This is a genomic window from Tenuifilum sp., assembly GCF_037481895.1.
GTDB lineage: Bacteria > Bacteroidota > Bacteroidia > Bacteroidales > Tenuifilaceae > Tenuifilum > Tenuifilum osseticum.
Map to the genome: position 1 here is coordinate 1 of NZ_JBBFKU010000021.1, position 26199 is coordinate 26199.

17 protein-coding genes and 1 pseudogene are annotated in these 26199 nt (G+C 41.0%); 11 read left to right on the plus strand and 7 right to left on the minus strand.

Going from position 1 to position 26199, the window contains the following annotated elements; genetic code table 11:
• Positions 1-414, minus strand: a pseudogene (locus WHS63_RS07760) (hypothetical protein); the annotation flags it as partial.
• 101 nt (positions 415-515) lie between these two features.
• Here WHS63_RS07760 and WHS63_RS07765 point away from each other — a divergent pair.
• Together WHS63_RS07765 and WHS63_RS07770 are read left to right on the plus strand one after the other, a co-directional pair.
• Positions 516-962 (plus strand): MarR family winged helix-turn-helix transcriptional regulator, encoded by a 447-nt coding sequence (locus WHS63_RS07765; protein ID WP_445204606.1) that lies wholly within the window; start codon positions 516-518, stop codon positions 960-962.
• A gap of 105 nt (positions 963-1067) precedes the next feature.
• Positions 1068-3140: a M3 family metallopeptidase gene (locus WHS63_RS07770; protein ID WP_445204607.1), complete on the plus strand. Its 2073-nt coding sequence runs from the start codon at positions 1068-1070 to the stop codon at positions 3138-3140.
• A gap of 106 nt (positions 3141-3246) precedes the next feature.
• Here WHS63_RS07770 and WHS63_RS07775 read toward each other — a convergent pair whose 3' ends face one another.
• On the minus strand, positions 3247-3864 hold the full coding sequence (locus WHS63_RS07775) for a hypothetical protein (protein ID WP_445204608.1): 618 nt from the start codon (positions 3862-3864) through the stop codon (positions 3247-3249).
• Positions 3865-4093: 229 nt separating this feature from the next.
• The gene (locus WHS63_RS07780) at positions 4094-6271 is read right to left on the minus strand and encodes a RelA/SpoT family protein (protein WP_445204609.1); all 2178 of its coding nucleotides are present in this window, start codon (positions 6269-6271) and stop codon (positions 4094-4096) included.
• Positions 6272-6535: 264 nt separating this feature from the next.
• Here WHS63_RS07780 and ligA point away from each other — a divergent pair, with 264 nt between their 5' ends.
• The 9 genes from ligA to WHS63_RS07825 all read left to right on the plus strand — a co-directional run bounded on the left by ligA (position 6536) and on the right by WHS63_RS07825 (position 18926).
• Entirely contained in the window at positions 6536-8545 is a 2010-nt protein-coding gene (gene ligA, locus WHS63_RS07785) for an NAD-dependent DNA ligase LigA (protein ID WP_445204610.1), read from the plus strand.
• A gap of 66 nt (positions 8546-8611) precedes the next feature.
• On the plus strand, positions 8612-9169 hold the full coding sequence (locus tag WHS63_RS07790; protein WP_445204611.1) for a DUF6913 domain-containing protein: 558 nt from the start codon (positions 8612-8614) through the stop codon (positions 9167-9169).
• A gap of 11 nt (positions 9170-9180) precedes the next feature.
• On the plus strand, positions 9181-10065 hold the full coding sequence (gene dapA / locus WHS63_RS07795) for a 4-hydroxy-tetrahydrodipicolinate synthase (RefSeq protein ID WP_445204612.1): 885 nt from the start codon (positions 9181-9183) through the stop codon (positions 10063-10065).
• 130 nt (positions 10066-10195) lie between these two features.
• Positions 10196-11182, plus strand: a complete 987-nt coding sequence (locus tag WHS63_RS07800) for a dihydroorotate dehydrogenase-like protein (protein WP_445204613.1) — start codon at positions 10196-10198, stop codon at positions 11180-11182.
• A 201-nt stretch (positions 11183-11383) separates the two neighbouring features.
• Entirely contained in the window at positions 11384-12784 is a 1401-nt protein-coding gene (locus tag WHS63_RS07805) for a tetratricopeptide repeat protein (protein ID WP_445204614.1), read from the plus strand.
• A 123-nt stretch (positions 12785-12907) separates the two neighbouring features.
• A complete protein-coding gene (locus WHS63_RS07810) occupies positions 12908-13678 on the plus strand; it encodes a phosphosulfolactate synthase (protein ID WP_445199165.1) in 771 nt (256 codons plus the stop codon).
• Between the two features lie 10 nt (positions 13679-13688).
• Positions 13689-14663: a DUF368 domain-containing protein gene (locus WHS63_RS07815; RefSeq protein WP_445204615.1), complete on the plus strand. Its 975-nt coding sequence runs from the start codon at positions 13689-13691 to the stop codon at positions 14661-14663.
• Complete coding sequence (locus WHS63_RS07820) at positions 14653-15477, plus strand: DUF3108 domain-containing protein (RefSeq protein WP_445204616.1); 825 nt, start codon at positions 14653-14655, stop codon at positions 15475-15477. The genes WHS63_RS07815 and WHS63_RS07820 overlap by 11 nt, the downstream gene beginning before the upstream one ends.
• 116 nt (positions 15478-15593) lie before the next feature.
• The gene (locus WHS63_RS07825) at positions 15594-18926 is read left to right on the plus strand and encodes a hypothetical protein (protein WP_445204617.1); all 3333 of its coding nucleotides are present in this window, start codon (positions 15594-15596) and stop codon (positions 18924-18926) included.
• Positions 18927-19164: 238 nt separating this feature from the next.
• Here WHS63_RS07825 and WHS63_RS07830 read toward each other — a convergent pair whose 3' ends face one another.
• The 4 genes from WHS63_RS07830 to WHS63_RS07845 form a co-directional block, all read right to left on the minus strand.
• Positions 19165-20229, minus strand: coding sequence for an acyloxyacyl hydrolase (locus WHS63_RS07830; protein ID WP_445204618.1), 1065 nt, complete (start codon positions 20227-20229; stop codon positions 19165-19167).
• A gap of 122 nt (positions 20230-20351) precedes the next feature.
• Positions 20352-23141: an alpha-amylase family glycosyl hydrolase gene (locus tag WHS63_RS07835; protein ID WP_445204619.1), complete on the minus strand. Its 2790-nt coding sequence runs from the start codon at positions 23139-23141 to the stop codon at positions 20352-20354.
• Between the two features lie 56 nt (positions 23142-23197).
• Complete coding sequence (locus WHS63_RS07840; RefSeq protein ID WP_445204620.1) at positions 23198-24664, minus strand: hypothetical protein; 1467 nt, start codon at positions 24662-24664, stop codon at positions 23198-23200.
• Positions 24665-24698: 34 nt separating this feature from the next.
• The gene (locus WHS63_RS07845) at positions 24699-26186 is read right to left on the minus strand and encodes a RagB/SusD family nutrient uptake outer membrane protein (RefSeq protein WP_445204621.1); all 1488 of its coding nucleotides are present in this window, start codon (positions 26184-26186) and stop codon (positions 24699-24701) included.
• Positions 26187-26199: the final 13 nt, after the last annotated feature.

Below are 26199 nucleotides of genomic sequence, written 5' to 3' on the forward strand. Positions count from 1 at the left end.
GCTGAAAAGGTAATCGCCCTTACGGTTGAGGGAGGTTTTGCCTGCCAAAAAATCGATAGAAATCTTATTCTGACCTTTGTAAAGGTAACCCTTGGGTATTAAAATATGTCCATTTTCAATTCTGGTGCGTAGTTGACGGTAATTTACTGAGATGTTGAGCAAGCTGCTATCGGCATTCCGAAAATCCATGGGCAAATTGATGCGCTCAGCGAGTTCAAACGTTAATTCAACACGAGCGGGAATGGCAGCGGTCTCGCTTTCAGGAATATCGAGGTAAACACTATACTCAATGTTGGAAATGTTCTGTTTTCGTAGATTGGCAAGCTGTTGGCTAACGCCGTATTCAACCTTTTCCTTGCAGGCAAATAAAAATAGTAATCCAATTAGAGCAAATAGGGTTGATTTTCTTTTCATCTACTTATAAATGCTAAAATTCAAAATTTTTGCGAAAATACTTAAATTATGTTAACGCAAAAGCGTAACCATTATTTTTGCATTTTTATAAAAAAATTGGAATGAACGAGTTTAACCAGGAAATATTGAATTTGCCAGTAAACCTATACAGGGCAGCAATTGCCATAAGGGGCGAGATTACGCGACGGCTTACACAGGCATTTGGCGAGGAGTTTACAGCCGATTACTGGTTCATACTGAACCACCTGTTTACCGCGAATCCCTTAACACAAGGGCAATTGGCAGAGCTAACCAATCGCGACAGGGCTTCGCTTTCGCGCACAATAGCTTGCATGGAGCGAATCGATTTAGTTTCAAAAACTGTTGAGCCGTTCGATAAACGTAAGGAGCTAATTTCACCCACACAAACCGCTATAAAATTTAAACCGGAGGCCGAAAGAATTGTTTTAGAAGCGGTAGGGCAGGTTATGCAAAACCTTAAACCTATTGAGGTAATTGAGTTAAACCGAATGCTTGGTCAGCTGTTCGAAAACATCACCAAGGGTTAAATTCTCGAAATCAAGATCAATCTGTACAAAAAGAATTACTTTTGACACCAAATTTTAAAAGAATAATTTATTATGCTTAAACAAACAAAATCAATTCTGGGCATTATGTTAGTATTACTTGCAGTATCGTGTCAGGAAAAAGCCGATAAGAACCCATTACTGAGTAAGTTTGATACACCGTATCAGACACCACCGTTCGATAAGATAAAGCATGAGCACTACATGCCGGCGCTTGATTCGGCTATATCAGTGGCTCGTCATGAGATTGATGCAATAGTTAATAATACCGAAGAACCAACCTTTGAGAATACCATTGAGGCCCTTGACCGTAGCGGTAAGTTGCTTGCCGATGTTTCAAATATTCTATTCAATTTAAATGAGGCTGAAACCGATAGCGTTCTTCAGCAAATAGTGATTGAGGCCTCACCAAAGCTTACCGATTTCTCCAACGACATCAACCTTAACCCTGAGCTCTTTAAAAGGGTTAAGGAGGTTTGGGAAAAGCGCGATTCACTCACACTTACCGCTGAACAGCAAATGCTGCTCGATAAAACCTACAAGGGTTTTGTAAGTAATGGGGCCAACCTAAGCGAAGCCGATAAGGAGAAGTATCGTGCAATTAGCCGCGAGCTTTCCGAGTTAACAGTAAAGTTCAACCAAAACGTATTGGCTGAAACTAACAGCTATAAGCTACATATAACCAACGAGGCCGATTTGGCGGGCTTACCCCAAAGCCTTATTGATGCTGCTGCCTATACGGCTAAACAGAAAGGGCTTGAGGGTTGGGTTATTACACTTGACTACCCCATGTATGGCCCATTTATGAAGTATGCCGATAACCGCGAACTCCGTAAACAGCTCTACATGGCTTACGGTAATCGTTGTTTCAAAGGCAATGAGTACGATAACCAAAAAATTGCTCAACGTATCGCAAATCTTAGGTTAGAATTGGCAAACCTACTAGGTTATCCAAATTTCGCCACCTTTGTCCTTGAGAACCGAATGGCCGAAACTCCTGAACGAGTAAATCAATTCCTTGACCAGCTGGTTGCCGCATCGTTACCTACTGCTCGCGAGGAGGTTAAAGAGGTTGAGGAATTTGCCCGCCAGCAGGGATTTAAGGGCAAACTTGAACGTTGGGATTGGTCGTATTACTCCGAAAAGCTTAAGAATGCAAAGTATAGCTATAACGAGGAGGAACTAAAGCTCTACTTCCAGCTCGAGAAGGTTATCGATGGTGTTTTCCTTCTGGCCAATAAGCTGTACGGACTTACCTTTTTGCCTAATGGTAAAATTCCTGTTTACCACCCCGATGTAAAAGCATACGAGGTGTACGATGGAAGCGGACGTTTCATGTCAGTCCTATACCTCGACTTTTTCCCTCGCGAGGGTAAGAGTGGAGGTGCATGGATGACATCGTTCCGTTCACAGTACCGAGAAAATGGCAAGGACATACGCCCAATTGTTTCAATTGTTACCAATTTTACTAAACCAACCGATAAACAACCATCGTTGCTTACTTTTTATGAGTTTTCTACCTTCCTTCATGAGTTTGGTCATGCACTGCATGGTATGCTAACCGATTGCAACTACTCATCGCTTAGCGGAACCTCGGTTTATAGGGATTTTGTGGAGTTGCCATCACAAATCATGGAAAACTTTGCAGTTGAAAAGGAATACCTCGACTTATTTGCGGTACACTACCAAACCGGCGAGAAAATCCCACAGGAGCTAGTTCAAAAGATTATTGATAGCCGTAATTTTCAGGCGGGCTACTTTTCGCTACGTCAGTTAGGTTTTGGAATACTCGATATGGCATGGCACACCATTACTAAGCCTGTAACTGAAGATGTTGACAGCTTTGAGAAAAAGGTACTTAATCCCCTGGATGTTCTCCCCCCGGTAAAAGGCACAAATATGAGCGTAACCTTTGGCCATATCTTTGAGGGTGGATATGCCGCCGGATACTACGGCTACAAGTGGGCCGAAGTGCTCGATGCCGATGCTTTTGAACTTTTTAAGGAAAAGGGAATATTTAACCGTGAGGTTGCTCAGAGCTTCAGAGAGAATATTTTATCGAGAGGTGGCAGCGAACATCCGATGACCCTTTACAAGCGTTTCCGTGGTCAGGAGCCAACAATCGATGCGTTACTGAAACGTAGCGGATTAAAGAAATAGCGATATTGGGGTTAATATAAAAAGGCTGCTCAGCGAGCAGCCTTTTTTTTACAATATGTTTCGATGAAAAATTTTTGAGTATTCCCAAAATATGAGTTTCTATACTCTACCAACCATAAGGAGAATTTGGGTTAAAGAAGAGATTGTTCGGATTGCGGTTAACAAAGTTAAAGCTAGCTCCTATTGTTGTTTTACTACCTAAACGGTAATTAAATCCTACGCCAAATTGTTGGCTATTAAAAGTTCCCATATAGCTATTAAAGGGTGAGAATAAGGTTTGGTTTTGCGATACCGCTCCCATGGCGTACACGCTAAAACGGTTTGAGAATTGGTATTGAGTGTATGCCCAAGCCTGATATGGATTTGCACCGCTATAAGGTTGAGCAAAATTGGCACCATCGGGTCTTAATCCATGCATATTTGTGTGTGAGAAAGTAACGCCAGCAACTACCTGTAAGCGGTTATTTGAGTAGGTTACACTTGGGGCTATATAGCTACCGGACATACCAATCCCGTTGCCCATAAAGGAATAGCCTGTTCCCATGCTTAAACCGTAATTTATTCCGGGCTTAACTATACCAAATGGGGTAAACACAGCAGTTGAGTCGGTCTCAGAACTTCTATAAACCGGCTCGTAAATTCTGTATAAATCCTGAACAAGCTGTGCCTGCAAAGAATTTATAGCATATAATGCTATTGCTGCTGTTAAAAAAAATTTTCTCATAACCTTTAAAATTTCCTGCCACCAATATAATGCAAAAAATGCGAAAACTATAAATGGGCTTGGTTAAAAAAAGTTTAGGAAAAAAGTTGAAAAAAGGATAAAGGATAAAGGAAAAAGGATAAAGAATAGGTTGATGGTTGATAGTGAATACAAAGGGTTTGACACTTTGCAACACTGATGAACTCAGTGTAACTCTGTGGTAATTTGTTAGTTAATGGTTTTGTGCAAATCATTTCAATCTAATTGCTTTGTGTACACCTTGCACTCTGCCTAAACGATAGAGCAGCATTTCAAGATGCTTGGTGTCCTCTACGTATAGTTGTATTTGAGCTTCAAACAGACCATCGCGGGAGCTAACATTCAGGTTACGCATGTTTACCCGTAAATCCTTACTGATAACTTCCGATATACGGTTCAAAATTCCAATTTCATCGGTTCCGGTAACCTTAATGGTTGTTTGAAATGCACCTGCTTTTGACGAGCCTTTCCACCTTGCTTTTACCACACGGTATGGCCAACGCTGGTTTAGCTGACCCGCATTTGGGCATGACGTTCGGTGAATCTTTATTCCCTCGTTTACTGTCACAAAGCCAAAAATATCATCACCAAATATTGGGTTGCAGCATTTGGCAAGTTTATACTCAATGTTCACCAGTTTTTCGTCAATTACAAGGTAATCGGAACTTTCCTTAACCTCAGTCTTTTCAGCTTCGGGTTTTGGGATATCTTCCTTAACGGCAGGTTTTTCCTCCTCGGCAGTTAGTAGGGTCTTAATGGCCGTTAGGTCAACTTTGCCTTGGGCAATGAGTATAAAGATATCGGTAGGTTTCTTTAGCTTAAGATGTTTGTTTACCTTTCGCAAAGCCTCATCAACATCATCAATTTTCCAATTCTTTAGCCTACGTAGTAGTATTTCTTTCCCCTCCTGTATTTCACTATTCTCAATATCACGGAGCTGCTGCTTTATCCTACTTTTAGCTTTTGAGGTGATGACAAATGTTAGCCAGTCCTTTTTGGGCTTTTGCTTCTTTGAGGTAAGGATTTCAACCACATCGCCGTTTTGAAGTTCCTGCTTGATAGTGGTATTCTTACCGTTTACAATGGCTCCAATACACTGCGAGCCAACTTCGGTATGAATATCGAAGGCAAAGTCAAGCACCGTCGATTTTGCAGGTAGTTTTCGAATATCACCCTTTGGTGTAAAAACATAGATATCGCTGCTGGTAAGGTTCATCTGGAATTGCTCAACCTTATCCTCAGGTGAAGTATCGGGCGATTCCAGTATTTCCCTAACGCGGGCAACCCATTCGTCAATCCCCTGTTCCTGCCTTATTCCTTTATATTTCCAGTGTGCTGCAAGACCTTTTTCGGCTATTTCGTCCATTCGTACAGTACGGATCTGAACCTCAATCCACTTGTTTTCGGGTCCAAGCACTGTGATATGAAGGCTTTCGTAACCATTACTTTTTGGAACCGAAATCCAATCGCGCAAGCGTTCCGTATTGGGTGTGTACTTATCGGTAATAATGGAGTAAACCTGCCAGCAATCGGATTTTTCGTTCTCGGGTTTGGTATCAAGTATAATCCTGATCGCAAAAATGTCGTGAACCTCATCAAAATCAACCTCCTGATTTTGCATCTTTCTGAAAATGGAGTATATGGATTTGGTTCTTCCCTTTATGGTGAATGTAAACCCCCTCCTCTGGAGTTCTTCCTCAATAGGAGCCATAAAGCTTTGTAGGAATCTGTTCCGACTGGCTGTGGTTTCTTGCAATCTTTTTATAATGTACTTATACTCCTTGGGGTAGATGTACTTCATGGCTAAATCCTCCATTTCGGACTTTAGCCTGTATAAGCCAAGACGGTGTGCAAGCGGGGCATAGAGGTGAAAGGTTTCCCATGAACGTTTTAGCCTAACATCGGGCTGCTCCTTGCTAAGGCTTCGCATAGTATCGAGCCTGTCGGCTAGTTTTATCAGTATCACCCGTGCATCGGACGATAGGCTGATTAGCATTTGCCTGAAAAGCTCTGCTTGTGTTTTTGGATCTTTTGGGTCGAGCCCTGAAATTTGAGTAAAATTCAACACTATTGAGGCAACCGCTTTTCCAAACCTTTTCTCAATCTCAACCGGGGTTAACCATTTGCGTTCAATAGTTTCGTGTAACAACGCGGCAATTGAGCTAGTAGTACCAAGTCCAATCTCATTCAAACAGATTTGGGCAACGTTTACAAGATGTGTAGCAATGGAATCGGTCCACTCTCCATGCTTTTCATAAATCGATTTTGCCATATCAAGAGCCTCAACAACCTGATTAGCCTTACTGTCGGGTTGAAGCTCCTGTATGCTCTTCATTAACGAACTCTTGGATAATTCGAATGCCTTGAAATTCAAATCATTGTTTTTCATCTGCCCTAGTTTGCTTTTCCATAAAAATACGATATTTAGTTAATCTATTGCAAGGGGATATTGAAAGGGTAAAGGGTAAAGGATAAAGGGTAAAGGATAAAGGGTAAAGGATAAAGGATAAAGGATAAAGGATAAAGGATAAAGGATAAAGGATGGCTAGTCCTAATTTTTTATTGCATAAATCAATTTTGTTAATAACTCAGATATTGTCCTAATTCATTCAATCAATTTTCAGCCTAAATTTGAATTCATAAACTATTTAAAATGGATAGTCAAAAGGCTTTGGAGCGAATCAGATTTTTGCGAAATGAATTGAATAGGCATAACTACCTTTACTATGTAAAGGCGCAGCCTGAAATTAGCGATTACGATTACGATCAGCTCCTGCGCGAACTAATTGATTTAGAAAAGCAATTCCCTGAATTTGACGATCCCAATTCTCCATCGCGTAGGGTGGGTAGCGATATCTCGCAGGAGTTCGTTCAGGTAAGGCACAAATATCCAATGCTATCATTGGCCAACGCATATTCATACTCTGAACTGACTGATTTCGATAACCGTATCCGTAAGGCATTACCGGAGCCTTTTCAATACGTTTGCGAACTAAAGTTCGATGGGGTTGCCATTGGTCTTACCTATAGGAATGGGCGATTAGTTCAGGCCGTAACTCGTGGCGATGGAACTATGGGCGACGATGTTACCGTTAATGTTCGAACCATTAGAACCATTCCCCTTGAGTTACATGGGGCCGATTTCCCTGAGGAGTTCGAAATAAGGGGCGAAATATTCATGCCCCGAAATGTTTTTGATGAAATTAACAGTGAACGCGAGGATATTGGTGAAACACCCTTTGCCAACCCACGAAATGCTGCTGCCGGCACCTTGAAGTTACTTAACTCTGCTGAGGTGGCTCGCCGTAAGCTCGATTGTACTCTTTATTACCTATTGGGCGAGAACCTTCCTGCCGACAACCATTACGAGAATATGCTTAAGGCTAAGGAATGGGGCTTTAAGGTTTCGGAGCATATGACCCTTTGCAAGAATTTAACAGAAGTTCAGCATTTCATTGAGCACTGGGACAAGGCACGGAAGAAATTGCCCTTTGATACCGATGGGGTTGTTATTAAGATCAACAGCTATAGGCAGCAAAACCTACTCGGCCTTACTGCTAAAACACCAAGATGGGCTGTTGCTTTCAAGTATAAGCCCGAAAGGGTTTCAACCGAATTACTTTCGGTCGATTTTCAGGTTGGACGAACTGGTGCTGTAACGCCCGTTGCCAACCTAAAGCCGGTAAAGCTGGCTGGAACCACAGTTAAGCGCGCCTCGCTCCATAATGCCGATCAAATTCAGCTGCTTGATATTAGAGTTGGCGATTGGGTTTTTGTTGAAAAGGGTGGTGAAATAATTCCAAAAATTGTTGGTGTTGACCAATCGAAAAGGTCACTTTTCAGTAAACCAATCGATTTTCCGGGTGCGTGTCCTGAATGTGGAACTCCATTGGTTAGGCCTGAGGGTGAAGCTCGCCATTTCTGCCCGAACCAGTATGGTTGTCCACCACAAATAAAGGGTAGAATTGAACACTTTATCAGCCGAAAAGCATTGAATATCGATGGTTTAGGTGAGGAAACGGTTGCCTTGCTCTTCGATAACAACCTTATTCGCGATGCTGCCGACCTATACTCGCTTACCCGCGAGCAGCTTTTAGCATTGGATAGGTTTGCCGATAAATCGGCCGATAATGCAATTATGAGCATTGAAAAATCAAAGTCAGTTCCTTTTCCGCGAGTTCTTTTTGGCATTGGAATACGATACGTTGGTGAAACCACCGCAAAAAAGCTTGCGCAACACTTTGGAAGTATCGATGCTATTGCAACTGCTACCGTTGAACAACTTGTTGAAGTTGAGGATGTTGGCGACCGTATTGCTTTGAGTATTATAGAGTTTTTCAGCGATGAACGCAACCGAATGCTCATCGATAAGCTAAAGGCAGCAGGTGTTCAAATGGCTGTTAGCTCTGCTGATACTAGCCTGTTGTCCGATAGGCTTAAGGGAATGTCAATTGTGATTTCAGGCACATTTTCACGAGTTTCGCGCGATGAGCTTAAGGAGCTAATTGCTAGGCATGGCGGTAAAAATGTTAGCTCCATTTCCGCTTCCACATCGCTTCTTATCGCAGGTGAAAATATGGGACCAGCAAAGCTCGAGAAGGCCACAAAGCTGGGAATAAAAATTATTGATGAGGAAGAATTTTTTAGGATAATTGAGGGGTAGGCTATAAGCTTTTTTGATTTACACCGTTTTTTTTGTAAAATTGCGTTTCAACATAAACCTAGATAGATGTTCGATAATCTCAAGTATAATAAGTCGTTAAAGGAGCTTGGTAAGCTAACTAAATTCCTGAAACGCCAACGACAGATGTATAATTTAACTACTGCCCGCCATGTTGGTATAGTTTTCAACCTTACCGATTCTAAGGTTTTTGATGCAGTGGTAGGATTTAAGGCCATGCTTGAACGCATTCCCATTACTGTGGAAGCAGTTGGTTACTTTAACGATAAGGAAGTACCACAGCTTTATACCATGGAAAAGGGAATAAAGGTTTTCTCAAGGGTTGAACTTAATTGGTATAAAAAGCCCGAATCACCAGTCGTATCGGAGTTTGTAGCAAAAGACTTTGATATTCTAATTGATTTAACCCAGGATGAGGTTTTACCGCTCCGGTGGGTTTCATCGCTTTCCAAAGCTAAGTTCAAGGTTGGTGCTTTAAATTACTTCAATAACCCTTTTGACCTGATAGTAACAGTCGATAAATCGTTGGGTTTAGAGTACCTCACTCAACAGATTTATAACACCCTTGAGGTTTTAAACAACCGTTTTGCCCAACAAACAGTTTAAAAATATTTTTTATGGACACCGCTAAACTCAGAGGTCTTGGGGTGGCAATGGTTACCCCTTTCAGTTCCAACTATCAAATTGATTACCCTGCACTCGATAAGCTTATTGAGTTTTTAATTGGCAATGGGGTTAACTACCTTGTAGTTCAGGGAACAACTGCCGAAACGGCAACCCTTTCCGATTCTGAAAAGCGCCAGTTAGCCGATTACATTGTTAAAAAGGTAAATGGCCGGGTACCCATTGTTTTAGGTATTGGTGGTAACGATACCCATAAAGTAATTGAATCCTACGCAAAGTTTGATTTAACCGGAATCGATGCTATTCTTTCAGTAACACCATATTACAATAAACCTACGCAGAAGGGATTATACCTTCACTTTAAAACCATTGCTCAAAATACCCACTTACCCATTATTGTGTACAACGTTCCCGGTAGAACTGGTGTGAATATGACAGCCGAAACCACCCTTAAGCTTGCCCATGAGTTTCAGGGTAAAATTGTTGCGGTTAAGGAAGCATCGGGCAACCTAACCCAAATGGGTTATATTCTCCGCGATAGGCCTTCCAATTTCCTGGTCCTTTCGGGCGACGACGGCTTAACGCTACCGCAAATATCAATAGGAGCCGATGGCGTAATCTCAGTTTTAGGCAACTGCGCTCCAGCTAAGTTCTCACGGATGGTTAACCTTGCCCTTCAGGGCAACTTTACCGATGCAGCTAAATTACACCTGGGTTTGATTGAGCTTATCGATTTACTTTTTGTTGAGGGTAACCCTGGCGGAGTGAAGGCTGCACTTAATGCACTGGGTCTAATTGAAAATGTGCTTCGTCTGCCCCTTGCGCCTGTAAGCGATTCAACCTACGATAAGATTAAAAAGGAGATTGAAAAGCTATAATCAACCTTTCTGATTGAATAATAGGGAAGCCACATGCTTCCCTTTTTGCTTTATTAATTAATTTGCCTTACATTTAGTGAACTCTTTAAAAAATTTATTGTTAGTCAATTACTAATTAAATCTTTCGGCTATGGCAAATCTATCAACATCCTACATGGGTTTAAACCTGCGCAATCCATTAATAGTTGCAAGTTCTGGTTTAACTGAAAATATCGATGATATCGTTGAGTTTGAAGCGCGTGGTGCTGGAGCTGTTGTAATTAAATCAATTTTTGAGGAGGAGATTATTGCCAAAGCCCATGATAATCTTAACAAGATGCAGGCATCAGGATTCATATACCCCGAAACCATGGAGTATTTTGATTATGACAGCATGGAAGACCCCATATCAAACTATCTTGATTTCCTGAGAAAGGTTAAAAGAGAAACATCTATACCCATTTTTGCCAGCATCAATTGTGTTACATCCGAGGGGTGGATCGATTTTGCCAAACGCATTGAGGATACTGGGGTAGACGGACTTGAGTTGAATGTCTTCTCATTACCTTCTGACCCTGACCGTTCAGCCGAAGAGAATGAGCGAATTTACTTTGAAATTGCTGATCGTGTTACCAGTGTTGTTAGGCTACCGGTAGCCATGAAAGTTGGTTACTTCAATGGGGCGCTTGCAAACTTCCTTGTGAGGTTGAGTAGTACCCCAATAAAAGCATTGGTTCTGTTCAACAGGTTCTATAACCCCGACTTTGATGTAAACACCTTGGAGTTCACTCCGGCTAGTGTTTTTAGTACTCCATCAGAGATTTCCACCTCGCTCCGTTGGGTAGCTATTATGTCCGGTAGGGTTAGCTGCGATATTGCTGCATCAACCGGTGTGCACGATGGCAATGCAATGGTCAAGCAAATTCTGGCTGGTGCTAATGCCGTTCAGGCATGTTCAACCTTTTACCGTAACGGCAAGGAACAAGCCTCATTTATCATTCGCCAGCTTGAGGAGTGGATGAATTCTAATGGATATAAAACTATTGACGAATTCCGTGGCAAGATGAGCCAGAAAAAAACATACAATCCTGCTGCTTTTGAAAGGGTACAATTCATGAAGTATTTTCATGATCTTTAGTTCCCCTTTTAACCTTTGATTCACCATTATCTATTGCATTTTGCATGGTTTAGTTAACCGTGTTCATAATATTCATTTGATGTTGATAAGTTATTACCCTTTTTTTGGGATTATTTTAGGTATTTACACTTAATTTAACTAACTTTACTAAGGGCGACATTCATTTTATTAGTATGTTTGTAGGTTAATTATTTTTACAGCATGAGGGACGAGAGCAGCGATTATCTGAGTTTTGAGGAACTATTTAATTTGGTTGAACGTTTTGATGAAAGCATTCAAAGCGGGCGGGCTCAGTTTTTCGATGTTCATGAGTTTGTTGAACTTATTGATTTTTACTTAGATCATGAGGACGATGAAAAGGCACTAGTTGCATTAAAACATGCTGAGAATATTTACCCTGGTTCAATTGAAATTAAATACAAGTGGGCGGAGTACTACCATTTTACTGGAGACAATGAAAAAGCCCTTGATCTCATTCTTGAGGTTGAAAAAATTGAAAAATTTAATGCGGACCTTTTATACGTAAAAGGCGAAGTGCTTTTTGAACTTGGAAGGTTAAATGCTGCCGTGGAGTGTTTCGATAAAGCTGTTTCAGCTGACACTGACGATAATATTGAGCTACTACATCGCATTTCAACCTATTTCCTGGAAAACGAGGAAATAAATCTTGCACTGAAATACTTATTGATATCATACAACAAGGAGAAGAACAATTTAGCCGTTCTTTTTGACATGGGTTACTGTTTTGAGCGATTAAATGAGCTCGATAAAAGTGTCAAGTACTATAATGAGTACCTCGATATTAACCCATTTTCAGCTCCTGCTTGGTACAACTTAGGAATAGTTCATACCAAGCTCGGTGAATTTGATAAGGCCATTGAGTGTTACGATTTTTGTATTGCCGTTGATCCACAGTACTCTTCAGCGTTTCATAATAAGGGTAATACACTTGCCTCGCTGGAAAAATATGCCGATGCTTTAAAGGTATTTAATGAGTTGGCGGAACTTGAGTCCGAAAACCCAAGGGTGTTTGCACTAATTGGCGAGTGTTACGAGAAACTTGAGCAGTTCGACAAAGCCCTTGAGGCCTACAATAAATCAATAGTAATTGATCCTGATTTTGCTGAGGGGTATTATGGCATAGGGGTTGTGCTGGCAGCACGTAAAAAGTATGACCTTAGCCTCAATTTCATTAGGAGGGCTATCACTTTAAACCCTGAGGAGTACGATTTTTGGCTGGGATTGGGCAGGGTTTACTTTGAAACAAACGATTTGGAGAACTCCTTAAAAGCTTACCGTGAGGCAACAAGCCTAAACCCCGATTTGCCCGATGCATACCTATCACTTGCCGAGGTTTTACTATACGAGGAACGATTCACGGAAGTTGAGCAGCTCATTGATGGCCTGGGCAATAAGTTTGACTCAAATGTCTCAATCAAAATAATCAATGCGGCTGCCCTGTACCTATCGCATAGACCCAAGGAAGCTCTTGATATTCTCAAGGATGCCAAAAGTATCGACCCCTCATCAATCGACGACTTCATAAACCTGGTTAATCCTGACGCCGATAAGGAATTCATTGAAAATATCAATAAACTTTAAATCATACCATTACGGAAGTTAACTTTTCCGTTGAAAAAGCATTGTTAATAATTTGCTGCATGTAAATGCAGCTTTTTTATTTTAAAAATCATACATTTGGCTTTAAACAAAAAATTTTTTGCTATGAATTACAACTTATCGTTCATTCCAGCTCGAACCCAAAAGCCCCGTGAATACGGATTAACCATGGTAATGGATAAGGGTTTAAGTATGTCCGAGGCACAAAGCCTGATTGAAAGTAGCGGTCAATATGTCGATTTTGTGAAGTTAGGCTTTGGCACATCGCTGGTAACTAATAATTTGAAGGAGAAAGTAAAGCTTTATAAGAATGCAGGCCTTCGGCCTTACCTTGGAGGTACTCTATTCGAAATCTTTATCATTAGGGGTATGTTCGACGACTTTGTAAAGTTTGTCGATGAGCTTGAGCTCGACCTGGTTGAGGTTTCCGATGGCTCAATGGAGCTTGATAATCATGTTAAGTGCGATTATATCAGCAAGTTAGCCAAACGGTATACTGTTATTTCAGAGGTAGGATCAAAACGTGCCGATGTTCACATTCCTGACGAGGAGTGGATTAACATGATGAAGCATGAGCTATCGTCCGGCAGCTGGAAGGTAATTGCCGAGGCACGCGAAAGTGGAAATATTGGTATTTACAACCAGGACCATTCGGCCAACACTAAGCTAATTGACGATATTGTTAGGCATGTAAAGGTTGAAAATGTAATTTGGGAAGCCCCACTTAAAAGCCAACAGGCATGGTTCATAAAGATGCTAGGCGCTAACGTTAACCTTGGGAATATAGCTCCAAACGAAGTTATTTCCCTGGAAACCCTAAGGCTCGGCTTACGCGGCGATACATTCTTCCAGTTTCTACCTGACGAGCTAAAATAGTTGATTTAATATGACAAAGAGAGGAATAAAGGATTACATTCTTTTAGTTTTAAAGGGAATTGGAATGGGGGCTGCCGATGTAATCCCTGGAGTGTCGGGTGGTACAATAGCCTTTATTACAGGTATTTACGAAGAACTTATCGATTCAATTAAAAGCGTAGTTGCGCCTGAATCATTAAAATACCTTAAGTCATTCTCACTACTTAGCTATTTTAAAGCCATTAACGCCAATTTTCTTTTGGCAGTAATTGGAGGTATTGCTATTAGTTTTCTCTCACTGGCTAAGCTGATGCAGTACCTATTGACCAATCATCCCATTTTTGTATGGTCGTTCTTTTTCGGGCTCATTTTGGCATCGGTTTGGTTTGTGGCCAAGATTATTGAGAAATGGAATGTTTCAACATACTTGTTTTTTATTACTGGGATTATTCTTGGCTTTGCCATTACTACCATAACCCCAACCGAAACTCCTAATGATTTGTGGTTTATTTTTATTTGCGGTGTTGTGGCTATTTGCGCAATGATCCTACCTGGAATTTCTGGAAGTTTTATCCTTCTGCTTATGGGTAAGTATATCTACATGATGTCGGCTCTCAGCAGTTTTAATTTTCCAATAATTTTGGTTTTCTTGGTGGGTGCTGCAATTGGCATTTTGGCTTTTTCAAACTTTTTATCATGGTTACTCCATCATTTCCATGCTGCTACTATTGCTGTTCTTGCTGGTTTTATGCTTGGTTCACTAAATAAAGTATGGCCATGGAAAGTGGCCACCCAAACCTTTATTGATGCTCAGGGTATAATTCGTCCACTGATAGAGAAAAATGTTTTACCATCTACCTATCTTATTGAAAATAAGGCTGAGCCATACCTTCTTGGTGCTATAGGGTTTGCCATACTTGGTGCGATAATTATTGTTCTATTTGAACGTTTCTTTTCTAAACCTGTTACTAAGGAGGTTGATTTAAGAGAGAAACTTGGTTTGTAGAGCTAAAATTGTTGGTTATAAGGGATTGCAGTTACCAAATAAGGTAAAAGCAATCCTTTTCATTTTTATCATTTCATGGGGTGTAAATGCTCAGGAAAAACCCTTGGTTTATCCGTTCCGTGTGGGTGAGGTAGTTAAATACAACGCCTACTACAACTGGCAGTTTGTTTGGCTAAATGCCGGGACTGCAGAATTTTACGTAAACGACACATTGGTTAATGGAATACCGGCTTACCATTTCAAATCGCTAGGAGCATCACTTAGTAGTTACGACTGGTTTTTTAAGGTACGGGAAAGGTTTGAATCAATAGCAAAAAAGGAGAGCCTTGCACCATTATGGTTTATACGCGAAAGCTATGAGGGTGGCTACAAAGTATTCAACCGGTATAGTTTTAGCTATAGCAACTCTAAGCTGGTTATTGATAGCTATACTTCCAACCGCCCATATAAACAGAACACTTTCACCATTGATAAACCCATTTTCGATGTTCTAACTGCCATTTATTACTGTAGAACTATCGATTTTAAAAGATTGAATAAGGGCGATTTAGTTCCGTTGACAATGGCTGTTGATGATGGAGTTTACAACTTGTATATTCGTTACCTGGGCCCAGAAAACATAAAGCACCGCAACGGCAATTCATATGACACCTATAAGTTTAGTGTTAAACTGGTTGAGGGTACTATTTTCAAGGGTGGTGAAGATATGATTGTATGGGTTTCGCGCGATGAAAAAAAGATTCCCATTGTAGTTGAAGCAAAAATCCTGATAGGAGCAGTTAAGGCCTATCTATTTGACTATAAGATTGATTGATTTAAATTGTCATTTAGGAGTCATATTTTTAATTCGTTTATCAAAAATTTACTCATTAACTTGATTTATACTTTTTTGTTGCAGTAACTTGATTATTATTTTAAAATCCTACTGCTATGAAAAAGTTTCTCTACCTAATTACTCTATTGCTTATAGCTACTGCTGTTAAGTCACAACCCAATAAAATGGGTTACCAGGCAGTAGTTCGCGATGCTCAGGGTAATGTAAGGGCTAATACAAATGTTGAACTTAAGTTTAGTTTTACCAATCAACAGGGTAGCACGGTTTACTATGTTGAAGAGCATTCTGTCCAAACCAATCAGTTTGGATTGGTTAGTGTAGAGTTAGGCAATGGAGTAAATACCCAGGGCAGTTTTGATGCTATTCCTTGGGAAAGTGGGAGCGTTTATTTAAAAATGGAGATTAAAGAAAATTCCCAATGGGTTGACTTAGGGTCAAAAGAATTACTTTCAGTTCCCTATGCGCTTTTTGCTAAGGATGGGAATAAGGGCGAACAGGGAGTGGGAATTGCCGATGCAGTGCTTAATTCAGATAGCACCTTAACCCTTAACTTTACCGACCAAACCAGCTACACAACCCCCATTCCTATAGTTGGGAGAAAGGGTGAAAAAGGTGAAAAGGGTGACAAAGGCGACCAGGGCGAAGTTGGCCCTGCAGGGACAGATGGTATATCTATTCAATGGCTTGGTAGCCTTAGTACCCCTCCTTCTAATCCACAGCTTAACCAGGGTTACTACAATGCATTGTCCAAGGTTTCGTATATTTGGGATGGTGATTCATGGGAGATAATTTCGCAGGATGGAATACCTGGGCCTCAAGGTCCAGTGGGACCACAAGGGCCTCAGGGGCCAGCAGGAACAGGTTTGAACAACCAGGGGAACTGGGTTGCAGGAACAAAGTATGGCCCCAACGACTACGTTTTTGCGGAAAACACCGCTCAAACGGGTAATACCATGTGGATCATGCAGGCATCCGATTCAATAGTTTCCACTGTACCACCCCGCGAGGATAGTTCCAACTGGATAGAATTTGAGGCTCCTCAAGGCCCTAAAGGTGATCCGGGAATATCGGTTCAATGGTTGGGAACTTACCCTACGTATCCGGGCAGCCCTCAGCTAAATCAGGCTTTTTACCACTCAGTTGAGAAAAAATCGTTTGTATGGGATGGTGACTCGTGGGAGATACTGGCACAGGATGGCGAACAGGGGCCTCCGGGTCCCCTAGTATCTGGAACAACGGGGCAAACACTTCGGCATGATGGAACAGAATGGGTGGCAAGCAGCACTCTCTTTAACGATGGTTCTAAGATTGGAATTAATACCACATTACCTACACAGCTTCTGCATGTAAATGGAAATATGCGATTGTCGGGTTATTTGTTTGATTACGGTAACTCGTCTGGAACTTCGGGGCAAGTACTTAAGCGAGGTTCGAGCGGGGTTGTTTGGGAAACACCCGATTGGACAACCGGTAGCGGAACTTTGGGTAATATGGCTATTTGGAATGGAGCCACCTCTTTAACAGCATTGCCCAACCTAAAATTCAGTAATAGCCTTGTAGTCCAAGGAAATCCAACCGCAAACCCCGACGACCCCATATTTGAGGTGAAGAACAGTAATGGCGATGTAATTTTTGGTGTTTATCAGGAAGGAGTACGGATTAATATCGCCGATAGCCAAATCAAGGGTGCTAAAGGGGGATTTGCAGTTGGTGGCCTGACTAATCAAACCAAAGTTGGACCTGTAGAATATTTACGTATAACACCCGATAGCGCAAGAATTTATGTAAAGCAGGATGCTCTAACAAAGGGAGCAAAAGGAGGTTTTGCGGTAGGTGGATTGACCAATCAAACTAAAGCAGTTATAACCCAGGATTTGTTTTTCATTAATCCAGACTCTGCGCGTATTTATTTGAATGAGAGTGTAGCAAAAGGTGCTAAGGGTGGCTTTGCTGTGGGAGGGCTTACAAATCAGGGTAAAAGCCCAAACTCGCAACTTATTTTGTTAACAAAAGAGAACTACCTGATTGGCTATGAGGCTGGTAAATCAATAACAACCGGTTTATACAACTCTTTTCTTGGTTTCCAGTCAGGCAAAAGTAACGATGCAGGAAATTGGAATACGTTTTTAGGTTATCAAGCTGGATTGAATAATACAGGGAGCGACAACACTTTTATCGGCTATCAGACCGGTCTAATACATCAGAATAAAGGGGGAAACGTATATATTGGCAGTAAGGCTGGTGCAAATGCCCCTAATGGTGAACAGAATGTGCTGATTGGCGAGTCGGCAGGTTATTCAATGAACGGTTCAAAGAATATTGCTATAGGGTATGAATCAGGTTACTCAAATACTTCTGGAAATAAAAATATATTTATTGGAGTAGCGGCTGGTCGTTCAAACACGACAGGTAACAACAATATCGCAATTGGCGAAAGTGCAGGGTTCAACTTAACAACTGGTAATAACAATACCCTGATTGGAACCAGCGCTGGATTTAATCATACTAATCAGGAGTATAATGTAATGATTGGAACATCTGCAGGGTACCGATTGAATTCATTGGGTTGGAACGGTTCGTTTAATACATTTGTGGGTATTAATGCCGGTTTCAAGATTCAATCGAGTAAGGAAAACGTTTTCCTTGGCACAAATGCAGGCTATATGCTTGAGAGCGGTAACTCTAATACAATCGTGGGCATCGATGCAGGTAGGGGTGGTAACGATGATCCAAATAATTATCATGGATACTCAACCTTTAGAAATACATTTTTAGGTTGTCAGGCAGGCCGGAACTTGCTATCAGGGGACGATAACGTTTTTATTGGGTACCAGGCGGGCTATTCCGAAACCAACACTACTGGCAAACTATATATTGCTAATAGCAGCACAAACCCACCATTGGTTTACGGGGATTTTACTTCCAAAAAACTCGGAATAAATACCAAAACCCTTACCAGTACACTTAATGTGGGTGGTGATTTAACCGTATCAGGAACAATTACGGCTTCTGGCATAAATGCTAACGTTACCGGGAACGTCACCGGCGATGTAACAGGAAATGTTTCAGGAAGTGCAGGTAATATAGGAGGTGTAGTTTTAGGGAAGATAAATCTTTCAGGTGATGGTACGGTAATTACTGCTGCTAACGGAAATATTGTACTTAGCAAAACAGGAGGACAGTTGAGGCTAACCAATAATACTGGTACTTATGTACACCTTTGGTGGCAAGCTCAGCAGGGTTCTACTCTAACCGGTTATTCAATTGTGGTTAATAATCCTGTTGGCAGCTACTATGACCTAACTCCTTTTACTGCAAATGGCCAAGGTATGGAAATCCATTTTGGAATTGAAAATGGAAGTACATACTGCTCTGTTTGGTTGCAGTACTCAAATGGCACAGTTTTTGGCCATTACATGAAATACTAAATAATTTAACCGAAGTCCCATGATTTAACAAATACAACCGGGCTAATTTTAGAGGAATGAGTCGGAATAGACAGAATATGATGAAGTTTGAGGAAGTTAGAGGAATAGTAAAAGGTGAAGGGCTAAACCATGACCATGCGTTAACAAAAACAACCGTGCTAATAAAAATTTTAGATATATAACATATTTAGAGTTTAGAGGAAATTCGTCAATTGAAAAATTCAATTGACGAATTGGGTTAAAGGGTAAAAATGTAACCCACCCCAACATGGTCGGCTGTGTTGAGGTGGGTTTTTAGCTCTAGCTGTACTTGAGAGGTTCTTGAAAGCCGGTAGCGGATTCCTACCTTCTGGTAGTATAGCGGTAAACGTGGGTTTTTGTTGTAAAGGTACCATCCAAAATGCCCATGAAGCGATAATCGGTTGAAAGGAATTTGCAGTCCTGTTTTTATACCCACCTGAAAATCGTCATTAACAGGGCTATAATGCTTTCCACTTTGCTCGATGTGAAACCGTGTTGATTTGTCGAACATAATATCTAATCCAGTCATTAAAGGGTAGCTTTGGGCTAGTGGCATTAGGTATTCCATAGATATTGATAAGGGGTAGTATTTTTCCCCGCCTGCAGGACCAGTCTCCTTGATTCCCGCTAAAATTACTATTCCTAGTTGCGATTTACCGTCTGAATTCTCAAGGTAGACTTCTTTTTTACAATTATCTAGTTTATCACTTTCAGGGGTATAGGTAAAACCAAACGAAAACCCAACAATGTTTAAACCATAGTTAGGTTTTTTTATTGCTCCATTTGAGAAGTGATTGGACTCAATGCCTGCAGTAAGGTTGAATCGGTTTGAGAATTTGAAGGTAGATGTCAGATTTGCTGTTGCCCAGTAATTAATGGAGGTTGATATTGCCACATTGGTTGGATTATGGGCAGGGGAGTATTTCCGGGTAATGTAAGCCAACCCTAACCCAAAATCGGTTCTAACTGAGAACTTTTTAAATTGAAGTAGTTGATACGATATAAAGGGTTGTATTCCCCAGGCATTTCCCAGAACCCTTTTATCCCCTAAATCGATACCGGTTAAAGCAATTCCAACATAAGGCATTCCATGGCGGTTGTGCCAAGCTTTTCTCCCATTAGCTTTCTGTGATACTGAAAATCGAAATCCTTTTACAGTGCCATCAGTTAGAGGCTTAAGGGTATCGCTGTGTGCTAATACTTTCCCCATAAAACCTGACACGGATGAACTATAAATGTTTGCCCAATGTTCAGCGTTCTGAGCATCTAATTCAAAACCCAAACAAGGTAGAATTAAAAAGGTGATATAGTGAAATCTTACTCTAAACATATCCAAAAATAAGTAACCTACCCGAATAATCCGAGTAGGTTACACCAAAAATGTAAACCTAAAACCTAAACCAACTAATGCTCAATGGCTATTTTTGATGAATTTACAAACCCATTTGACGATATTCGGAGAATGTATAGCCCACTGGGTAATTCATTTGGAATATTAATTCCGATTGTGTTTTCTCCTGAAAAGTTATGCCTCGTTTCGCTATAAACAAGCTGACCGGTTAAGTTGTACATATCAACCTTTAATAGGCCATTGCTGGGTTGGAAGTATTTTATATAGATATTTTCAGAGGCAGGATTTGGCCAAACCATTATCTCTGCTTTGCTTGATTTGGGTTGATTTATTCCAACGTATATATCGTTGCGTTTAATCCTTTTTGAAGTAAACATGCGGTATTCCCCAGGGTTTAGGTTTAACTGGTAGCTTGTTGTTGATAGCTGAACGGAATCGCCACTGTAGTATTCGTACCACCAACCCGTATTGTTAAAGGTGATAGTAGTACTCTTCTGGTTAACATCAAAATTACCAGCAACTACCACATCCATTGCACTACTATTAAGCTTTAGCCACTTAATTGCTCCGGAGAGGTTATAATCGTAGTTATCTGTTTTAAAAACCTCATACTGTTGCTTAAGCCTGTTTAGGTGGGCAAAGGTGTTGAATATCTCTCTGCGATTATCGTCCTGATAGTATTCCCAGTGTAATGGTTTTCGGCCAAGGCGACCGTTATAGTCTATGCTTACATCGTAACCAAGTTCACCAAATTGCCAAATCATTTTAGGTCCTGGAAATGGAATGAATAGGTTTGCTGCGGTTTGCATTCGCATTAAGGCAATTGGCAATGTTTTCACGTTATGATCTGAGTTGCTCGCGTTGCCGTACTGAAGGTTTTTGTACATCAGCCGCTCTTCATCATGACTTTCCATGTACCCTACAACATGTGGCACGCTCCAACCACGTTGTTTTGCTGCTACCCACGATATATCGGATGTTGAAACCCAACCCATAGTGGCCTCGCCGTAGGCGTAATTCATGTTACCCCATATTAGCATACCCTTCCCCTCGCTGCTACGATACTCAGCAAGCGCCTTTTCTTCGGTGTTATCACAGAAATGTTCAAGGATGATATAAGCATTGGGGTTAACTGACCATATTTTGTCGGCAATGCGTTTCAGAATCGCAATACGTGCAGCATCGTATGCCGATCCTGCATTGGGCGTATTGGTAAACCCTTTTGTGAAGTCAAAACGGAATCCATCCACTTTATACTCGGTTAGCCAGTATGTGAGAACGGAATCGACAAACTTTTTAGTCTCTGCGCTTTCGTGGTTAAAATCGTATCCCCAACAGTAGGGCGGGTGAGGACATGTAGTATTGTACCAGGGATTATCGGCTGTTGGAGTGCCTAGGGTTGAACCATCGGAAGTAGAGTACATTTGTACTAGTGGTGATTGGCCAAAGGAATGGTTAAGTACCATATCAATAATTACTGCCATCCCCAGGCTGTGGGCTTCATCAATAAATTCCTTGTAATCATTGGGTTTGCCGTAGGCCTTATCGGTGGCAAAGTAAAAGGATGGATTATATCCCCAGCTATCGTTGCCCTCAAACTCATTGATTGGCATGAGTTCTACTGCATTAACACCTAACTTTTTCAGGTAGCTGAGCGAATCTCTAACTGTTTGAATATAGGAATCGCTCACAAAATCGCGAATATGTAACTCGTAAATAACAAGGTTTTCCTTTGTTGGGGGTGTGAAAGTAGCTGTTTGCCAGCTATAGGTGGTTGGGTTGGTAGAGAATACCGATGCAATTCCTGTTGTTTTTCCGGTTGGGTATGCCATCAGGTTAGGATACACTGACGAGGGTATATACTGGTCGTTTGGGTCAAGAGTTTTGTTAGTGAACGGGTCAGCAATACGTAGGTATCCATCAATTAGGAACTGGAATGCATACTCCTTATTTGGTTCAAGTCCGTTGAGTGTTAACCAGTGATACTTACCATCAGGCGTGCGTTTCATGTAATACTGCTCATCGGGCAACCAATCGGAAAAGCTACCTATTAGGTAAACATAATTCTTTTTTGCAGGAGGATCATATAGAACTATGGTAACAGAATTATTATTCAAGATGTTTACTCCTGGGCGCATGCCATTTGGTAGGGTTGCAACATCTACAGGCGTGCGCACCAAGATATAAACTGAATCGTATTTGGTGGTTGTCCCATCCGATGCTTCGGCTTTAATCCAATGCTTACCGTATGTATCGGCAGTGTAGGGGAAAGATATTGCTGTTTGATTTGTACTTGCAACCTCAGCATTATCGATGTAAAGCTTTAGTGAGGTTGAACTATTTGCCGAAACCTGTATGCTGATATTGTCGTTTAGCTCATATATAGGCTTTGTTTGCGAGGGGTTAGTTATGCTAACCGAAAGTCCTTGTTCATAAACATTGTAGAAGATATCCTCGGTCTGCTTTGTGGCGTCGGCACTTCTGAACACAAAGCACATCTGGGTTATCTTTTTATCGGCAGGCACTCCATAAAACTGTCTAATGCTTGGCGAAATGGTTAGCTGGTAAGTGTTAGTCCCTGTTCGGGTTAGCTTAGGTTGCGTAGTATTATTTCCCCATGTTCCAATAACATACTGCCAGTCAGTGTTGCCTTCAACCTTAACACCGGTATGGGTGTATACCTCGCCTGTATATCCTACCAGATCGCTCCGGGTTGCCTTTGTTGCATCAAAAACAATTGTTACCGCATCGGCATCAGTAGGGAGAGCAGGGGTAACGGTAATGGGTTGGGTGTAAGCAGTTGAAATAACAAAAATTAATAATAATGTAGAAAATATTTTCATTGTTTGAAAATTTAAAAAAAGGGCGCAATGAATGCGCCCTTTTAGTGAATAATTATTTATTGAGCAGTAATTGAACCAGCGCCAGTCTTGAAGTTAAGATCGATCTTATAATTACCTGCGGTAAGATTTACTCTTTCCTGATCGCCACCTGTACCACGGAATTCAATCTTGTTGTTCAGAATGATAAATTCTGCTTGCCACCAAGAAACAGGCTGCGGATCTTGTACGGGGAACCATTTATGCCATACATGCATTCTAAGTTCACCTGCTGAAAGGGATTTGGTTATTGTTACAACCTCATTGGCATTATCAACAGTAAATTTACCATCGGCTACAGGTGCATCCCAAAGATTGCCAATTGTAGCACCAATCAGGTGAACCTTGACATCTGAAATAGAAATTTTTTCATTCTTCAAATCAACAACTACCATGTAGTAGCCAGCAGTTCCAGGAACGGGAACATTATCGCTTCCTTTGTTATAAACTGAGTCTGCACTCATATCTCCACTTTTACCAAAATCATTAGCCCACATTTTCTTAGGAGCAAACTTAAATCCACCGGTTTCTTTCATCCATACTATTTTCCAGAACATGTAAGGATGGCTATGTACTGCTATCATTGGCAGATCAGTGTTATCCCAGTTCCAATCACCTACACCATCTCCAATCATGTAAAGAGTTTCAGGATATTCGGGTAGAGGTTCAACGTCTCCAGTTTTTAACATATTTGCAGTCATACCTAAACCACCAGTTTCTGCAGACCATTTAACTGTTACAGTATAAATACCTTCCTTATCAACCGTTAAAACGATGTTTGATCCGCCAGGTACAAGTGCATCAATTGCTCCACCAAAGTTTGTGTTTGCTTTTACGGTTCCTTCGTCATTTAACCAGAATTTCCAACCGCTACCATAACGTAACTTAAAATCGCCTTTACGTAACTCAAGACCAGTAATTTCAAACTCCATTTGTTGTTTATTGAAGCTACCTTTAAGTTGAAGTTGAGTATTAGCATCGTTCCAACCGAAAGGAGTTGAACCACCTAAAATACCCCAGTAAGGTACTGGTATAATGGCTACCTTTTTCAGTTCCTTGTCAATTATAATATGATACAAACCGCTTTCAGTTACAGTATAGCTACCACCTGTTTTATAAGTACCAACTTTTGCGGTAACATTGGGTTGTTCATTTTCGCCATTGGTAACAACATCGGCAATGTTATCGGGACCATACTCAATAGCCTGTTTACCAGCAATTTCTACAATCTTGAAAGTTTTACCAGCTTCAAGGGCTACATACTTCTCAAACATGGTAGATCTTGGTTGTTGGTCTACTTCGTTGATACCACCAGCCATTTGTCCTTTTAAATCATAGTCAGCCCAGGCAGTTGCCTCACCAACTATGTAAAGACCATCTTCAACAAGAATTTGGGGTTTGTCATTATCATCATCTTTGTCACATGCTGTAAAAGCAAGTGCAGCAGCGGCTAATAGCCACATAAATCTGAATTTAGTTGTTCTCATAGCATTAAAATTTAGGGTTAAACATTAAATATATTTATTCTAGATTTGGGTTTGCATCAATTGCCCATTGAGGGATAGGAAATACTTTACGGCTTGGATCAGAGGCAGGTTTTTCCCACCAAGCATTATTAAATTTACCAAACCTAATAAGATCCTGCCTGCGGTGTGCTTCCCAGAATAGTTCACGGCCACGTTCAGCAAGTATATCGTCGAGAGTTGCGTTGGTGATATTTGGCAGGCCTGCGCGATTCCGAATTGGATTGATATAATCATCGCCATTTTTAGTTTGACGAACCATTGCTTCAGCTTTCATTAGCATTATATCTGCTAATCGGAAAATTGGGAAATCGTTACTTAGGTTTGCTTTTGCTCCTAATTTTATTTCAAACTTTTTAACCCTTGCTCCCGACATTCTGATTTCTTCAGGAGTAAATGATGCATCCATTACTAGTTTGGGAATATATGGGTTAAATATTAATGGTTTTCCTGCAACCGCGTCAGTTATGGGTTGACCCGATGAAGTGTATTGTTGTCCAACCAAAAAATAACCAGTTTTACGTTTGTCGTTTGCAGGATAGGTGTTATAATGTTGTTCAGTAACAGCAAAACCATTCCATGGGCCAACGCTCATATCAAATGTAAGGTTGCTGTTGTAGTGTAGTGTTCGCATGTGTAAATTGAAACCCTGATAGGTATCCTCATCGTAAGGAATAGTAAAGATATTTTCAGGGGAATTCTGATTGTTTGTAACAAATGGGGCTAGTGGGTCACTTTCAAGTGAGTAGCCAAGCTTTAGCACTTCATCGCAAGCATTTTCAGCTTTATCCCATTTGGCTTCACCAGTGTATACCTCTGCATTCAGGTACAGTTTTGCTAGGAGCGACCAAGCCATTCCCTTTGTAACGGATGTTTTGGACATGCTTTCGTCAAGGTAGGGGATAGATTGCTCAATATCGGCAACTATATTGTTGAAAATCACATTTCTAGGAGTTTTACTAGGTTGCTTTTCAGCATTTTTAAATGAGGTAACATAGGGTACGTCGCCATAATTATCAATTAGAAGGTAGTAGTAGTAAGCCCTCATGATTTTGAGCTTGGCCAAGTTTTTAGCGCCAGCGGGGGTGAGTTCATTCATCGGTAGATTTTCTGGATTAAGAACTTCAATAAGTCTGTTGGCTTCAACTATACCATTATAAAATCTACCCCACATTGCAGCTACTGCTTCAGTTTTATTATCCCATGTATGTTGATAAAGCACGCGCCATTTACCTCCATCATCCCAATCGGTATGTCGGGTAGGGCAAACCATTTCATCGGAAGTTACTTCCTGGCAAAACCACCAGCCACCCCAATCTAAGAAATCTTGCATGGGACGATAAACTGGTACCACCATTAAAGCAGCTTGAGCATCATTTTCAGGAAACTGGTCAAACGGAATTTTATCCGTTAACTGATCGTCTAAGTCGGTACAGCTGGCTAGCGATACCAAAGCTGAAACCGCTAATATGAAATATCTTTTCATTTTCTTTTATTTT

Bases quoted from the DNA above. Each gene is read 5' to 3' on its own strand.
- WHS63_RS07765 (WP_445204606.1), top strand. From the start codon at position 516: ATGAACGAGTTTAACCAGGAAATATTGAATTTGCCAGTAAACCTATAC.
- WHS63_RS07770 (WP_445204607.1), top strand. From the start codon at position 1,068: ATGTTAGTATTACTTGCAGTATCGTGTCAGGAAAAAGCCGATAAGAAC.
- WHS63_RS07775 (WP_445204608.1), bottom strand. From the start codon at position 3,864: ATGAGAAAATTTTTTTTAACAGCAGCAATAGCATTATATGCTATAAAT.
- WHS63_RS07780 (WP_445204609.1), bottom strand. From the start codon at position 6,271: ATGAAAAACAATGATTTGAATTTCAAGGCATTCGAATTATCCAAGAGT.
- ligA (WP_445204610.1), top strand. From the start codon at position 6,536: ATGGATAGTCAAAAGGCTTTGGAGCGAATCAGATTTTTGCGAAATGAA.
- WHS63_RS07790 (WP_445204611.1), top strand. From the start codon at position 8,612: ATGTTCGATAATCTCAAGTATAATAAGTCGTTAAAGGAGCTTGGTAAG.
- dapA (WP_445204612.1), top strand. From the start codon at position 9,181: ATGGACACCGCTAAACTCAGAGGTCTTGGGGTGGCAATGGTTACCCCT.
- WHS63_RS07800 (WP_445204613.1), top strand. From the start codon at position 10,196: ATGGCAAATCTATCAACATCCTACATGGGTTTAAACCTGCGCAATCCA.
- WHS63_RS07805 (WP_445204614.1), top strand. From the start codon at position 11,384: ATGAGGGACGAGAGCAGCGATTATCTGAGTTTTGAGGAACTATTTAAT.
- WHS63_RS07810 (WP_445199165.1), top strand. From the start codon at position 12,908: ATGAATTACAACTTATCGTTCATTCCAGCTCGAACCCAAAAGCCCCGT.
- WHS63_RS07815 (WP_445204615.1), top strand. From the start codon at position 13,689: ATGACAAAGAGAGGAATAAAGGATTACATTCTTTTAGTTTTAAAGGGA.
- WHS63_RS07825 (WP_445204617.1), top strand. From the start codon at position 15,594: ATGAAAAAGTTTCTCTACCTAATTACTCTATTGCTTATAGCTACTGCT.
- WHS63_RS07835 (WP_445204619.1), bottom strand. From the start codon at position 23,141: ATGAAAATATTTTCTACATTATTATTAATTTTTGTTATTTCAACTGCT.
- WHS63_RS07840 (WP_445204620.1), bottom strand. From the start codon at position 24,664: ATGAGAACAACTAAATTCAGATTTATGTGGCTATTAGCCGCTGCTGCA.
- WHS63_RS07845 (WP_445204621.1), bottom strand. From the start codon at position 26,186: ATGAAAAGATATTTCATATTAGCGGTTTCAGCTTTGGTATCGCTAGCC.